This window comes from Amycolatopsis bullii, from assembly GCF_014654205.1.
GTDB lineage: Bacteria > Actinomycetota > Actinomycetes > Mycobacteriales > Pseudonocardiaceae > Amycolatopsis > Amycolatopsis plumensis.
The window spans coordinates 279554-293420 of the sequence record NZ_BNAW01000001.1; the positions used below are offsets into that span (position 1 = coordinate 279554).

A 13867-nucleotide genomic window follows, 5' to 3' on the forward strand; every position below is an offset into this window, starting at 1 on the left:
AGCGAAACCTGCCCCGATGGGCAGCTCAGGCGTCGGTCACCATCGCCAGGTACGGTCCGAACTCGCGGTCGAGGCAGAGCCGGCCCAGCTTGCGGTACTCCCGCGCGACCGCGCCGACCAGGTCGGTCATCGCCACCGGACGCCCCGCCTCGGCGGCCAGGTACGCGCCGGTGACCGCCGCCGAGCGGATGTGGCCGCCCGCCAGCTCGAACGCCTCGGCGAGGAACCGCAGGTCCAGGTCCACACCCCGGGGCATCCGGGCGCCCAGGCAGCGGTCCCACAGCCGGTGGCGGAGCTCGACGTCCGGCAGCGGGAAGTCGACGATGACGTCGAGCCGCCGGGTGAAGGCCTCGTCGAGGTTCGCCCGGAGGTTGGTGGCCAGCACCGCGATGCCGTCGAACGTCTCCATCCGCTGCAGCAGGTACGCGCTTTCGATGTTGGCGTACCGGTCGTGCGCGTCGCGGACCTCCGACCGCTTGCCGAAGATCGCGTCCGCCTCGTCGAAGAGCAGGACGCCGTTGACCCCGGACGCCTCGGTGAAGATCCGCTCCAGGTTCTTCTCCGTCTCGCCGACGTACTTGTCGACCACGGTCGCCAGGTTCACGGTGTAGAGGTCCAGGCCGAGGGACGCGGCGATGACCTCGGCGGACATCGTCTTGCCGGTTCCCGAATCCCCCGCGAAGAGCCCGGTGACGCCCCGGCCGCGGCCACCGCCCGGGCGCATCCGCCACTCGTCGAGCACCTGGTCGCGGTAGCGGGCCCGCGCCGCCAGTTCGTCCAACAGCGACAGCACGCCCGCCGGCAGCACCAGGTCGGACCAGCCGACGACCGGTTCGATCCGCCGCGCCAGCCGCTGCAGGCCGGCCGCGTTCTGGCTGCGCGCGCCCGCCCGGACGTGGTCGGTGCGGACCAGCCCGTCGTCGGCCAGCGCGGTCACCGCCGCCGCCTTCGCCGCGCGGGCGATCTGCCCGGGCCCCAGCACGAAGTGGGCCGTCTCCTCACCCGGGTCGACGTCCGGGGCGAGCCGGCCGTCGAGGCGGCTGCGCCAGAGTTCCGCGCGGTCGGCGGCGGACAGCGGCAGCGCGTCGAGCTGCAACGGCGGTGTCGCGCTCCAGCGCGGGTCCCAGGCGCCGGTGCCGTGCGCCACCAGCGGGATCGCCGGGTGCGCCAGCTCCTCCAGCCGCGGGTCCTCCACCGGGCCCAGCACGATCCCGGCGCCGCGCAGCAACGCTTCCCGGCGCAGCGACGCGGTGAGCTCGGCGCGGCCGGGCTCGGCCTGCCAGCGGGCCGCGTCCACCACCAGCGCCGGGTACCCCGCCGCCGCCAGCGCGCCGACGCCGAGCTCCTCGGCCCCGCCCCCGGGATGCTCCTTCAGGTAGACCAGCCCGACCCGGCCGCGGATGGCCCGCGCGAGCCGCTCCCGGCCCGGCACCTCGACCAGCTCGGTGCCCAGGCGCGCACAGCCGGCCAGCTCGGGCGCCAGCCGGTCGTCGCCGAGCAGGTGGTTGACGACCCGGTCGGGGACGCGCAGCGTGCGCGAGAGGAACGGCCGTTCCTCCTCGCCCACGGCGAGCAGGCCGCAGGTGACCAGCGGGGAGTCGGCGTCGAGCCGGGCGCGGCCGGCCGCCGAGGCCTCGGGGATCCCGCACAGGCGCAGCGCCAGTCCGGCGCTGGCGCGGCGGCGGGTCACGTCGTCGTTGAGGTAGCCGTAGAACTGCTCGAACCGGCTGTCCAGGTCGGGGGCGAGCGCGACGAGCAGCAGTTCGACGTCGACGCCGGTGAGCCCCGCGCGTTCGGCGAGCGGGCGCAGCCGGCCGTCCGGGACGGAGTCGGTGAACGGCGCGAACGGCTCGCGCAGCCCTTCCAGCAGCGCGTCGATCGTCTCGTTGGACAGGTAGAGGCCGCGGAAGGGGTCGTCGGGGTTGGGGTCGGCCGCGCGGCGGCTGTCGACGGCGTCGCGGATGCGCTGTTCGAGCCGGGCCAGCCGCTCGAACAGGTACTCCAGGCTCACCGGGGCTTCCGGTGGGTGCGCGCCATGGCGACCCGGCGCTGCCCCTCGACGGCCCCGGTCGCGGACACGTGGTGCCCGAGGAGCTCGCCATCGCCGGTGTCGAGCTTGAGGCCTTCCTTGGCGGGCGGCCCGGCCGGGTAGACGCGGCCGCTGTGGATCGGCGCGGAGACGACGACGTCCAGCGACGGCTTGAGCTCGCCGCCCAGCGCGGTCCACACGTCGGCGAACGCGCGGTCTTCCGGTGGCGGCAGCGCGACGGTCATCGGCACCGGCAGCCCCATCTCGGCCAGCGACCCGGTGAGCACCTCGGCCGGCACGGCCTCGTGGCGCAGCAGGCCGAGCAGCAGGTCCGACAGCACCCGGTGCTCGTCCTCGGGGCGCTGGGTCCACGCGGTGACCAGGTAGGACAGCTTGACGTGCTTGGGCGGCAGGTGCCGCGCGGCGACCTCGCCGCGCTGGTCGTACTCGTTGAGCAGCCCCCGCGACCGGCGGCGCATGTCCTCGCGCACGTCGTAGAGGTAGATGTTCACGGTGGGTGCGTTGCGCCGGGCGGCCCAGTCCTTGGTGGGTGCGTCGAAGGCGACGTCGACCTCGCTGCCGCGCAGCGCCTCGTCCTTCACCAGCCGGCGCAGCGCCTCGTCGACCTCGTGGATCACCGGCGGACCTCCTCGCACTGGCGGTGCTTCCACGATGATCGCGACCGGCGGGAGCGGCCAGCCACGCAGCGGCAAACCTTCGGGTACGCCAGGCTGCCCGTAAGGGCAAAGTGGCCGGCATGACGATGGTCGCCGGCGGTCGGGCGTCGGCGTCGCCCTGCGCCCGGCTCGGCGACGCGGCTGCTCGCGGCCCGAGTCGGGCGGCCGCTGCCACCGCGGCGGCGACCACCAACGGGATGGCGCCGTTCGGGCTGGTCAGCGTGGATCTTGTTCCGGGCCGTGGCGACTACTCCGCCTCGGGCGGCGTCAGCCAGCTCGAGGCCACGCCGGGGTGCGCGAAACGCTGTGCCGCAACCCCGGCAGCTCCTCCCGCTACCGGCGCACCGGCCTGAAGCCGATACTCCGACCCGGAACGAGCTGAGCGAGCCGGGTCCGCAGTGCGCGGACCCGGCTCGCTCAGCCTCGGCTTCGCCCGGGAGCGTCAGCCCCGGTCGTAGTCGGAGTCGCTGTCCGCGTCGTGGTCGGCCCAGACGTTGTCGTGGTCCGTGGCGTCGGCCACCGAGGTGACCGAGTGCGCCGCGGCACCGCCCACGCCGGCCGCGGTGTACCAGGCGTGGTAACCCGCGTAGTCCGGCACCGCCACCGCGTGCGCACCCTCCGACGATGCGCCGAACGGCCCGGCGGTGTACTTCTCCGCGTCGTACGTGGCGTGGTGGTCACCCGCGTGGCTCACCACGTGCCCCGAGGTCGCACCGTCGATCCCGGCCGAGTGCTGCTCGGCGTAGTAGCCCACGTCGTCGGCGTCGTCGTTGTCGACGACGTGGTACACCGGGCGGACGACGTCGTGGTCCACCGGGTCGGGGTGGCTCACCACGTGGTGCACGACGATGTTGTCGTCGTCATCGTCGTAGTCGCCGGTGCCGTGACCGTCGTAGTCGTCGCAGTCGCCGTCGTCTTCGCCGTACCAGCCGTCGTGCGCGGTGTGGTGCCAGGGGCGGTTCCAGCCGTGGTCGCCGGACTCGCCGTTGTGCGTGACGTACGCGCCGCCGATGCCGGCCACCGCGGACTCCGACTCCGACCAGTGGTGTCCCCACCAGGTCGCGCCTTCGTCGGTGTCGGTCGTGCCCGCGCCGCCGATGCCCGCCCAGCTGCTGGAGCTCTCGCTGCTCCAGGAGTCGTGCGGCCAGCCGAGCGGATGCGCCGTCGCCGGCCCGGCGATGACGAGGGAAAGCGGCAGCGCGAATGCGCCGGCGACAGCCAGTCGTCGCAATGTGGACATGATTTCTCGGGGTTCCTTCCTGGGTGCGGCGACCGGGTTTCATTCGGGGCCCGGGCGCCGGGGCAGAAGCTCTGTCCGATAGGTGACGTTACCGCCTCGGTGAGGTCTTCATACGGCCGTGACCTGCGCGAATACCCGATCGGTGCGTGGGAACGCACCGAGTGGAGGACAGATGCGGAATGGGGTTGGACAAGCCTAGTTCGCCACCAGGGGAGTGACCGCAATGAATGGCGGGAAATCACTCGCTCAGGTAGTCCTCCGTTTAAGGGAAAAAACCGTGGTCCGGCCGCCGGGCACCGGGACGGCGCCTGGGGGACCACCCGGCCCCTCCCCCGGCCGACCGCGGCCGCGCTCGGCCGAGCGGTCGACCGCCACGCGGCAGGTGGCCTACCCGCGCGACGCCCGGCACCGCGTCCCGGCGGGGAATTCCGGTCGCCGGCCGCCGTCGAACCACGATAACAGAGCCTTCCACTGATTGTTCCCACGGTATTCACAGTAGTGGAGTAATCACTGCATTTTTCGTTACCTGGTACACCCGAAAAGCACATGAATGGACTCGTTCGGACCAAGCCGCTGCGCGGTCAATTGCGTAGGTTCACGGCATGTCGCCGATGAGATCCATTCTGGCCGCCGTTCTGCTGGCCGCGTTCGTCATGCCACCCGCCTCGCCGGTGGCCGCGGCCGCGGTGACGCCCGGACCGGTGTGCGATCACCAGCCGCTCGCCAACGCGACGGCTCCCGCGGGTGCGGTCACCGTCGACGCCGCGGTGCCCGGCGACCTCTACCGCAAGTCGCAGGAGTCGCCGCCCGGCACGACGTTCTGGCTGCCCCCGGGCACGCACCTGCTGGCGGCGGACCCGTTCGGGCAGGTCATCCCCAAGGACGGCGACGTCTACCTCGGCGCCCCCGGCGCGGTGCTCGACGGCCAGGGCATCAACCGCGCGGCCTTCACCCAGCAGGCGAAGGACGTCGTCATCCGCGGGCTCACCATCCAGAACTTCGTCGCGCCGCAGGACCAGGGCGTGGTGAACCACGATTCCGGCGAGCATTGGATCATCGAAAACACCACCGTGCAGAACAACAAAGGCGCGGGAATCATGGCCGGCGCACGCCAGGAGGTGCGCCACAGCTGCCTGCGCAACAACGGCCAGTACGGCATGAACGCCTACCGGTCGGACAGCACGATCTCCGCGCTGATCATCGAAGGCAACGAAATCTCGGGCAACAACACCGACGACTGGGAAACGCGCAGTCCCGGCTGCGGGTGCAGCGGCGGGATCAAGTTCTGGGTGGTCGACAAGGCCGACGTCCGCGGGAACTGGATCCACCACAACCACGGCGCCGGGCTCTGGGCCGACACCGACAACAACGACTTCCTGATCGAGAACAACCTCATCGAGGACAACGACGCCGAGGCGCTGTTCTACGAGATCAGCTACAACCTCGTCTTCCGCGACAACGTCCTGCGCCGCAACAGCCTGGTCGCGGGCAAGCGCCGCGCCGACAAGGGCGACAACTTCCCGGTGGCGAGCGTCTACCTGTCCGAGTCCGGCGGCGAGCCCCGGGTGCCGGCCCGCACGCACCTGGTCGACATCTACGACAACACCTTCGAGGACAACTGGTCCGGCATCACCGCCTGGGAGAACGCCGACCGGTTCTGCAACAGCCCGGCCAACACCTCGATCAACACCTGCACCAAGCTCGTCGCCGACCGCACGCAGTGCTCGGCACCCGGGATCGCGTCGCCGCCGCTGTACGACGACTGCCGGTGGAAGACCCAGCTGGTCGAGGTGCACGACAACACCTTCCGCTTCGACCCGGTCCGCGCCGGCTGCACGAACGGCTCCTGCGGCAAGATGGCCCTGCTGTCCAACTGGGGGACCTACCCGTCCTGGTCGCCGTACCAGGGCAAGGTCGTCCAGGACGCGATCACCCACGACCAGGGCAACTACTGGTTCAGCAACGCCTACTACGGCCCCTGGAAGTTCGTCGCGGGCGACACGTCCCGGATCCTGACGGCCGAGCAGTGGCAGTCGACCCCGTGGGACCAGGACAACTGCGCGTCCTTCGACGACGTCATGCCGCACTGCTGAGCAGGCCCAGCACCGCGGCCGACTTCGCCTCGTCGAGGAACCGCAGACCCATGAAGTTGTCGCCGGCGTTGAAGCCGGGCAGCGCCCAGACCGCTTCGTACGGCAGCTCGACCCGCCGGTAACGGCGCAGGCTGTAGACGTTGCTGAACAGGCACTTGCCCGGGTCCGGGCGCCACAGGCGGCGCGCGAACGCGGGGTTGCGGAACCCGTGCCCCACCTCCGCGGTGGCCTGGACGTGCTTGCGGCCGGTGAAGAGCACGACGTCGCCGGTGGTCACGGTGTCCATCCGGCGGTCGTACTTGTCCTTGGCGCCCCAGAACCGGGCCCGCCCGCCCGGGTGCAGGTCGTCGAGGCGGGCGAGGTCCGCGGGGTCGAGCAGGTCGGCGAGCTCGCGGAAGGCCACGGTCCGCTCGAGGGATCGCGCGCCGTAGCGGCGGGCGTCCGCGGTGCCGTAGGCGGGCTGGACGAATACCTGGACCACGACCGGGAACGGTAGCTCAGCCGCCGTGGGTGCGGTCGCTCTGGTAGTCGGTGTAGGTGTAGGGGTTGTCGAGGATCTTGGTTTCCGGGACGTCGGGGTTCATCCCCTGCCGCCACGCCTCCTCCCCCAGCTGCGCGCGCAGGTGCTCCACCGTGTCCTCGACGCGCCGCCGGAGGGCCGGCAGGTCCACGCCGACCAGGCGGCCGTCGCGCTTGACCACCCGGCCGCCGACCAGCACGGTGTGGACGTCGGCGCGCTGGGCCTGGAACGCCACGTGGCCGAACGGGTTCAGCAGCGGGAACGACACCGGCGAGTGGTCGTTCTTCAGCAGCACGACGTCGGCCTTCTTGCCCACCTCGAGGCTGCCGATGTCCGAGCGGCCCAGTGCCGCGGCGCCGCCACGGGTGGCCCACTCCACGACCTGTTCCGCGCGCAGCGCCGCGTGCGTCACCGTTTCGCCCTTGGCGTGGGCCTCCAGGTGCTCCCGGGACCGGTCGGCGCCCAGGGTGGCGCGCATGGCCGAGAAGAGGTCGCCGCTCCACCACACCGAGGTGTCCATCGACAGCGACACCGGGATGCCGTACTGGCGCAGCGCCCAGGTGGGCGGGTAGCCCTGGCCGGCGCTCTGCTCGCTTTCGGTCGAGACCGACACCGACCCGCCGGTGGCGGCGATCCGCTGGTAGGAGTCGGCCGAGAGCGACGCGCCGTGGACGTAGATCGTCTCCGGGGTCATGAACCCGTGGTCGTACATCAGCCGGATGCCGTCGTCGCCGGTCGCGCCCCACACCCCGGCGTGCGTGGTCACCGGGACGCCGAGTTCGCGCGCCACCTCGAAGGCCGGCTTCTCGGGGAAGGCCGGGTCGCCGGTGACGTCGAAGGCGAGCTGGAAGCCCTCGAGGCCACGGTCCCCGCCCGTGCGCCGCGAGACGAAGTCGCGGAACTCCGGCGTGGCCGTCCAGTTCGCCGGGGCGTCCTGGATGTTGCCGTAGGCCAGCACGAACCGGCCGGGGACGGCTTCGAGCGCGTCGGCCGCCGCGTCGGCGTGCTGAGTGGTCTGCAGGCCGTGGGACCAGTCGACGGTGGTCGTGACGCCGGCCTCGAGGGCTTCCCACGCGCCGAGCAGGTTGCCCGCGTAGATGTCTTCGGGGCGGAACACCTTGCCCCACTCGAGGTAGTACCAGACGAAGTACTGCGTCAGTGTCCAGTCGGCGCCGTAGCCGCGCATGGCGGTCTGCCACAGGTGGCGGTGGGTGTCGATCATCCCCGGCAGGACGATGCCGCCGGAGGCGTCGATCTCGGTCGTGCCCGCCGGAACCTCCAGCGCCGGGCCGATCGCGGTGATGCGGTCGCCCTCGACCAGGACGTCTTCGCCGGGCAGGACGCGGCGCGCGTCGTCGAGGGTCAGCACCGTGCCACCGCGCAGCACGATCGATCCGGACATGGCTGCCTCCAGTGCGTACAATTGTCCGCTGGACGGACACCCGATGGGTGACGTCACTTTCGTCCAGCGCCGCGCCGGTGTCAATCCCCGCCGTTACGCTGCCCGGAGGGCTACTGCAGAGGGAGGCGGCATGCCACGCGAGGGAACCGGTCCCGACTTCATCGAGGCGCTGGCGCGCGGGCTCGAGGTGATCACGGCGTTCCGCCCGGGCCGGCCGGCGATGACGCTGGCCGAGGTCGCCACCGCGGCCGGGCTGGCCCGCCCGACCGCGCGCCGGATCCTGCTGACCCTCGAGGAGCTCGGCTACGTGCGCACCGACGGGCGCGACTACTCCCTGACCCCGCGGGTGCTCGACCTCGGCGTCGCCTACGTGCACTCCACCGGCCTGTGGGACGTCGCCCGCCCGCACCTGGAACGGCTGGTCGCGCGCACGAACGAGTCGTGCTCGATCGCCCAGCTCGACGGCTCCGACATCGTCTACGTCGCCCGGGTCGCGGTGCCGAAGATCGTCGGCCTGAGCGTGCAGATCGGCACCCGGTTCCCGGCCCTGCCGACGTCGCTGGGCAAGGTGCAGCTCGCGGCGCTGCCGCCGGAGGAGCTCGAGGCGGTGCTGGCCGAGCCGACCCGGTCGGGGCTGGTCCCCCGCTGGCAGCCGGACCGCGCCGAGCGCGACGCCGAACTGCGCGAGGTCCGGGCCCGCGGCTGGGCGCTGACCGACGAGCAGCTCGCGCTGGGCATCCGCTCGGTGGCCGCGCCGCTGCGCGACGGGTCCGGCCGGGTGATCGCCGGCGTCAACGTCAACTGCCACGCCGCCGAGACGCCGGTCGAGCGGCTGGTCGAGCACCACCTCCCGCTGCTGCTGCAGACGGCCGGCGAGATCAGCGCCGACTTCGCCCGCCTCGACGCCATCCCGGCCGTGGTCGTGAGTGGTAAGGCGGGTTAGAACCCGCCTTACCACTCACGAGGGCCGCGGCAGACTCCTTGACCGGTGGCGGCACCCTGTCGCAGACTGGCGGACACGAGTCCGTCTGACGGACAGAAGGCGAGGAGCTGCCTTGGATTCCCCCACCGGCCCGCTGTCCGGGCTGCTGGTCGCGGACTTCTCGCGGGTGCTGGCCGGCCCGTACGCCACGATGCTGCTGGCCGACCTGGGCGCGGACGTCGTCAAGGTCGAGGGCCCGCAGGGCGATGAGACGCGCACGTGGATGCCGCCGGTGCGCGGGGACGTCTCGACCTACTACCTCGGCGTCAACCGCGGGAAGCGGTCCATCGCGCTGGACCTGCGCGACGAGGCCGACGCCGTCGTCGCCCGCGAGCTGGCGGCGCGGGCGGACGTGCTGATCGAGAACTTCAAGCCCGGCGGCCTGGCCAAGTACGGCCTGGACTACGCGGCGGTGAGCGCGGCCAACCCGGGCAGCGTCTACGCCTCGATCAGCGGGTTCGGGGCGGGCGAAGGCGCGCACGTGCCCGGCTACGACCTGATGGTGCAGGCGATCTCGGGCCTGATGAGCCTGACCGGCGATCCGGACGGCCCGCCGTACCGGGCCGGGATCTCGGTGTTCGACGTCATGGCGGGCAACCACGCGGTGATCGGCATCCTGGCCGCGCTGCGCCACCGCGACGCGACCGGTGAGGGCCAGCACGTCGAGGTCAACCTGCTGTCCTCGGCGCTGACCGGGCTGGTCAACCACAGCTCGGCCTTCGCCGCCGGCGGCGTGGTGCCGTACCGGATGGGCAACGCCCACCCCAGCGTGTTCCCCTACGAACCGCTGCCGACCGCCGACCACGACCTGATCGTCGCCGCGGCCAACGACGGGCAGTTCCGCCGGCTGTGCGAGGTCCTCGACCTGCCCGGCGTCCCGGACGACCCGCGGTTCGCCCGCAACGCCGACCGCACGAAGAACCGCGAGGAGCTCCGGCCGATCCTCGTCGAGCGACTGGCGAAACGCGGTGCGGTGGACTGGTTCGACGCGCTGACGAAGGTCGGTGTCCCGTGTGGACCGATCAACACGATCGACGGCGGGTTCGCCATGGCCGAACGCTTCGGGCTGGACCCGATCGTCGAAGTCGGCGAGGGCGACCGCGCGGTCCCGACCACCCGTCACCCCATCCGGTTCTCCGCGACGCCGGCCGGGTACCGGCTGCCGCCACCGGAGCTCGACGAACACGGCGCCGAACTGCGGGCGTGGCTGACGGAGGCCGCCGATGGCTGACCCGGTCTACGAAACCGCCCTCGGGGCGTCCACCCGGGACAGGATCACCCTGCTCGGGCAGGACCTGGCCGAGGACGTGATGGGCACGGTCGGGTTCGGCGAGCTGGCCTTCTGGCTGGCCACACAGCGACGTCCGTCCCCAGGGGAAACGAGGGTCTTCGAGGCGGTGCTGGCCGCGCTGGCCGACCACGGCTTCACCCCGACCGCGATCGTCACGCGGCTGACGTACCTGTCCGCGCCGGATTCCGTCCAGGGCGCTCTGGCGGCCGGCCTGCTGGGCGGCGGCTCGCGCTTCCTCGGCGTCACCGAGGACTGCGGCCGGTTCCTGCACGCCGTCCTGTCCGAAGTGGACACCCTTCCGGACGACGACGGCGGCTGGGACGCCCTCGCGCTCGAAACCGTCGAAGAGTGCCGTGCGCAGAAGCGGTTCCTTCCCGGCCTCGGGCACCACGTGCACAAGGACGGCGACCCGCGCACCCCGCGGCTGTTCGCCATCGCCGACGAGGAGGGCTTGCGCGGCCCGCACCTGGAGCTGTTCGCCGCGATCGGCCGGGTGCACCCGCGGGTGCTGGGCAAGACGCTGCCCCTCAACGGGGCCGGCGTCTGCGGCGCCGCGCTCGCCGACCTCGGGCTGCCGCTGGAACTGCTGCGCGGCTTCGCGCTGCTGGCCCGGACGGCCGGGCTGATCGGCCAGCTCGCCGAGGAGCTGCGCCACCCCGTCGCCAACGACATCTTCCTGTCCGTCGACTTGAACAACCGGTCGGTCCCGCCGGATCCGCACGCGTGAGAGGAACGCCGATGCAGCTGGTCACCGAGGACAACATCACCGAACTCGCCGCGCGGCGCTGGGCGAGCGCGCACGATCCGCGGACGGCCGAGGTGATGGCGGCGCTCGTGCGCCACCTGCACGCCTTCGCCCGCGAGGTGCGGCTGAGCGAGCCCGAGTGGATGGCCGCGATGCGGTGGCTGACCGAGACCGGGCAGATCAGCGACGAGAAGCGCGAAGAGTTCATCCTCGCCTCCGACGTGCTCGGCCTGAGCATGCTGGTCGTGCAGATGAACCACGTCTTCGACGCCAAGGCGACCCCGGCCACCGTGCTCGGTCCCTTCCACATCGAGGGTTCGCCGGAGAAGGAGTTCGGCGGCGACATGTCCGACGGCCTGCCCGGCACGCCGCTCTACATCACCGGCACGGTCCGCGGCCTCGACGGCTTCCCGGTCGTCGGCGCGGTCCTCGACGTCTGGCAGGCCGACGAGGAAGGCGCGTACGAGTCGCAGATCCCGGACGTCGACGAGGCCCGCCTGCGCGCGAAGTACACCAGCCGCGCCGACGGGACCTACTGCGTGCGGACCATCGCGCCGAAGGGGTACTCGATCCCGATGGACGGCCCCGTCGGCGCGCTGATCCGCGGCACCGACATCAGCCACTTCCGTCCCGCCCACGTGCACTTCCTGATCAACGCCGCCGGGTACGAGCCGCTGATCACGCACCTGTTCCAGGAGGGCGCGCAGTACCTGGACAGCGACGTCGTCTTCGGCACCAAGCAGGAACTCGTGGTCGCGTTCGAGCCGCGCGATCCCGGGCCGACGCCGGACGGCGGCGAATCGGCGCACCCGTGGCTCGAGGCGCGCTACGACTTCGTCCTGCAGCCGGTCTGACCGGTGCGCGCGGCCGAGATCCGGACGGCCGGACAGCCGCCGGTGGTGGCCGTCCGGGCCGAGCCCGAGCCGGGGGCCGGGCAGGTCGCCGTCCGCGTGACGGCGGCGCCGATCACCCCGCTCGACCGGCTCTGCGCGTCCGGCACGTCCTACTTCGGCGTGCCCGCCACGCCTTACGTGCCGGGAGTGCAGGGCGTCGGGCTGCTGGCCGGGACGCCGGTCTGGTTCGCCACGGCGGCGGGCATGCGTCCGGGGGACGGCAGCATGGCCGAGTGCGCGGTGGCCGCGTCGGCCGATGTGGTCGTCCTGCCGGAGGGGGCCGATCACGCCCTCGTCGCGGCGCTCGGGTTGTCGGCGGTCGCGGCGTGGATGTGCTTGACGGGCACGGGGCAACTCGCCGCGGGTGAGACCGTGCTGGTGCTCGGCGCGGGCGGGGTGGTCGGGCAGTCGGCCGTCCAGCTGGCGCGGGTGGCCGGGGCCGGGCGGGTGGTGGCGTGCGCGCGGTCGGAGACCGCGCTGGAGCGGGCGCGCCGGCTCGGCGCGGACGCCACGGTCGGGCTCGAGGACGGCGAAGACGTCGAACACCTGGCGCAGCGGCTCGAGGCGGTGGCCGGCCCGGTCGACCTGGTGCTCGACCCGGTGTGCGGGCTTCCGGCCGCGGCGGCGCTGCGCACGCTGCGTCCCGGCGGGCGGCTGGTCAACCTGGGCAGCGCGGCCGGCGAGGTGTGCCCGGTTCCCTCGGCCGTCCTGCGCAGCCGGTCGCTGCGCATCCTCGGCTACACGAACAATGAGCTTTCCGCCGACGAGCGCCGGGAAGCGCTGCGGACGGTGGTGGGGCAGGCGATGACGGGTGCGCTCACGGTCGACCACGAGCGTGTTCCGCTGCACGACGCGGCCCGGGCGTGGAGCCGCCCGGGCCGCGTCGTGCTGGTGCCCTGAATCGGGCGCCCGGCGGTGACCGCTGTGGTCACCGGCCCCCAGGGCCGGGTTTCGGCACGTCGCCGATGTAGGGACCGCTTCCCACCCCGCCGACCGGGTTGGGGTCGCTCGTCGCGGACGCCGCGGGGGCGAGCACGGCGAGCGCGGCCGCGGTGAGCAGAGCGGCAGCTACAGCACGTTTCATCGGTGAGCTCCTTCGCGTTCCCCCGCATTGTGCTCGATCCGGCTTCCAAACCGCTTCCGCTTTCCGGAATCCACCGCCGCGACGGCGGGGTTCGCGCGGATCGGCCGCGCACGGTGCCGGTCCGGGTGCGGGGAGCGATCACCGTCACGACGGCGGGGCGAGGTTCTGGCACAGCGCGGTGGGGAACTTCGGGTCGGCGGCCAGGAGTTCGGCGCAGCCGCCGCCCTTCGCCTCGGCGAAGCTCGCCCAGCCGTAGCTCGCCCAGCGGTAGACGACCCGGGTCGCGGCCTGGCCGCCGTGCCGTTGCCGGTCCTGGATCAGCCAGTCCTGGTCGCACGAGCGCGTGGTGCCGGAGTACTCCGCGTCGGCGCCGCCGTTCCTCTGCGCGATCCACGCCGGGTCGCAGTGGTCGGCGGGCGGATCGCAGCCGAGGCCGGGATAGCACTGCTTCGGGCCGGCGGCCACCGGCCAGGCGTCACCGCCGTTGACGATCACCGGCCGGTTCCCGATCGGCGCCGCCGTCGTGATCGGGAAGTCGGCCGGCCCCGGCGTGCAGCGCACGCCCTTTCGCGGCCGGAAGAGGACCTCGGCCTCGACGCGGTCACCGGCCTCGGTGACCCGGGCGTGCGGTGCTTCGGCGCAGGGGGGCAGGTTGACGTGCAGCACCGCGCTGCGGTCGTCGGGACCCGCCCGGACGTCGAGGACCCACGCGCGCTGCTCCGGCGGTGGGGCCGTCGACGGGACCGGAGTGGTGACCGGCGTGGCGGTGCTCCGGTACGGGATGTCCAACGCCAGCAGCAGCCAGAACGCGAGGCCACCGGCGGCGAGCGCCCCGAACGTCCACAACGCGGGCTTGACGAATCGCGACATCGAAGCTCCCCCCTCAATGCTCGAGGCGGGAGCCTATCCGA

Annotated in this window: 13 protein-coding genes; 6 read left to right on the plus strand and 7 right to left on the minus strand. The window is 72.6% G+C overall.

The window, feature by feature from the left end; translation table 11 throughout:
- Nucleotides 1-25: 25 nt before the first annotated feature.
- The 3 genes from IE317_RS01245 to IE317_RS01255 form a co-directional block, all read right to left on the minus strand.
- Nucleotides 26-2011, minus strand: a complete 1986-nt coding sequence (locus tag IE317_RS01245) for an ATP-binding protein (RefSeq protein WP_191306142.1) — start codon at nucleotides 2009-2011, stop codon at nucleotides 26-28.
- Nucleotides 2008-2667 (minus strand): DUF4255 domain-containing protein, encoded by a 660-nt coding sequence (locus IE317_RS01250; RefSeq protein WP_191306143.1) that lies wholly within the window; start codon nucleotides 2665-2667, stop codon nucleotides 2008-2010. The genes IE317_RS01245 and IE317_RS01250 overlap by 4 nt, the downstream gene beginning before the upstream one ends.
- A gap of 481 nt (nucleotides 2668-3148) precedes the next feature.
- Entirely contained in the window at nucleotides 3149-3946 is a 798-nt protein-coding gene (locus IE317_RS01255; RefSeq protein ID WP_191306144.1) for a hypothetical protein, read from the minus strand.
- Between the two features lie 602 nt (nucleotides 3947-4548).
- On the opposite strand from IE317_RS01255, the gene IE317_RS01260 reads away from it, so the two are divergent.
- Complete coding sequence (locus IE317_RS01260) at nucleotides 4549-6039, plus strand: right-handed parallel beta-helix repeat-containing protein (RefSeq protein WP_191306145.1); 1491 nt, start codon at nucleotides 4549-4551, stop codon at nucleotides 6037-6039.
- Here the strand turns inward: IE317_RS01260 and IE317_RS01265 are convergent.
- Together IE317_RS01265 and IE317_RS01270 are read right to left on the minus strand one after the other, a co-directional pair.
- Nucleotides 6023-6520 carry a hypothetical protein gene (locus tag IE317_RS01265; protein WP_191306146.1) on the minus strand — a complete coding sequence of 166 codons (498 nt, stop codon included), beginning with the start codon at nucleotides 6518-6520 and terminating at the stop codon, nucleotides 6023-6025. The genes IE317_RS01260 and IE317_RS01265 overlap by 17 nt on opposite strands.
- Before the next feature lie 16 nt (nucleotides 6521-6536).
- Nucleotides 6537-7961, minus strand: coding sequence for an amidohydrolase family protein (locus IE317_RS01270; RefSeq protein WP_191306147.1), 1425 nt, complete (start codon nucleotides 7959-7961; stop codon nucleotides 6537-6539).
- A 130-nt stretch (nucleotides 7962-8091) separates the two neighbouring features.
- Here IE317_RS01270 and IE317_RS01275 point away from each other — a divergent pair, with 130 nt between their 5' ends.
- From IE317_RS01275 to IE317_RS01295, 5 genes are all read left to right on the plus strand, one after another.
- Complete coding sequence (locus IE317_RS01275; protein WP_191306148.1) at nucleotides 8092-8904, plus strand: IclR family transcriptional regulator domain-containing protein; 813 nt, start codon at nucleotides 8092-8094, stop codon at nucleotides 8902-8904.
- A gap of 112 nt (nucleotides 8905-9016) precedes the next feature.
- Nucleotides 9017-10174, plus strand: a complete 1158-nt coding sequence (locus IE317_RS01280) for a CaiB/BaiF CoA transferase family protein (protein ID WP_191306149.1) — start codon at nucleotides 9017-9019, stop codon at nucleotides 10172-10174.
- Complete coding sequence (locus tag IE317_RS01285) at nucleotides 10167-10961, plus strand: citryl-CoA lyase (protein ID WP_191306150.1); 795 nt, start codon at nucleotides 10167-10169, stop codon at nucleotides 10959-10961. Before IE317_RS01280 ends, IE317_RS01285 begins: the two co-directional genes overlap by 8 nt.
- An 11-nt stretch (nucleotides 10962-10972) precedes the next feature.
- Nucleotides 10973-11833, plus strand: coding sequence for a dioxygenase family protein (locus IE317_RS01290; RefSeq protein ID WP_191306151.1), 861 nt, complete (start codon nucleotides 10973-10975; stop codon nucleotides 11831-11833).
- 3 nt (nucleotides 11834-11836) lie between these two features.
- On the plus strand, nucleotides 11837-12772 hold the full coding sequence (locus IE317_RS01295; RefSeq protein ID WP_229902401.1) for a quinone oxidoreductase family protein: 936 nt from the start codon (nucleotides 11837-11839) through the stop codon (nucleotides 12770-12772).
- A gap of 28 nt (nucleotides 12773-12800) precedes the next feature.
- On the opposite strand, the gene IE317_RS01300 is transcribed toward IE317_RS01295, so the two are convergent.
- Nucleotides 12801-12956, minus strand: a complete 156-nt coding sequence (locus tag IE317_RS01300) for a hypothetical protein (RefSeq protein WP_191306152.1) — start codon at nucleotides 12954-12956, stop codon at nucleotides 12801-12803.
- 144 nt (nucleotides 12957-13100) lie between these two features.
- Nucleotides 13101-13826: a hypothetical protein gene (locus IE317_RS01305; RefSeq protein WP_191306153.1), complete on the minus strand. Its 726-nt coding sequence runs from the start codon at nucleotides 13824-13826 to the stop codon at nucleotides 13101-13103.
- Between the last annotated feature and the right edge of the window lie 41 nt (nucleotides 13827-13867).

Excerpts from the sequence above, each read along its gene's own strand:
- IE317_RS01255 (WP_191306144.1), bottom strand. The coding sequence starts at position 3,946 with ATGTCCACATTGCGACGACTGGCTGTCGCCGGCGCATTCGCGCTGCCG.
- IE317_RS01260 (WP_191306145.1), top strand. The coding sequence starts at position 4,549 with ATGTCGCCGATGAGATCCATTCTGGCCGCCGTTCTGCTGGCCGCGTTC.
- IE317_RS01270 (WP_191306147.1), bottom strand. The coding sequence starts at position 7,961 with ATGTCCGGATCGATCGTGCTGCGCGGTGGCACGGTGCTGACCCTCGAC.
- IE317_RS01275 (WP_191306148.1), top strand. The coding sequence starts at position 8,092 with ATGCCACGCGAGGGAACCGGTCCCGACTTCATCGAGGCGCTGGCGCGC.
- IE317_RS01285 (WP_191306150.1), top strand. The coding sequence starts at position 10,167 with ATGGCTGACCCGGTCTACGAAACCGCCCTCGGGGCGTCCACCCGGGAC.
- IE317_RS01290 (WP_191306151.1), top strand. The coding sequence starts at position 10,973 with ATGCAGCTGGTCACCGAGGACAACATCACCGAACTCGCCGCGCGGCGC.
- IE317_RS01300 (WP_191306152.1), bottom strand. The coding sequence starts at position 12,956 with ATGAAACGTGCTGTAGCTGCCGCTCTGCTCACCGCGGCCGCGCTCGCC.
- IE317_RS01305 (WP_191306153.1), bottom strand. The coding sequence starts at position 13,826 with ATGTCGCGATTCGTCAAGCCCGCGTTGTGGACGTTCGGGGCGCTCGCC.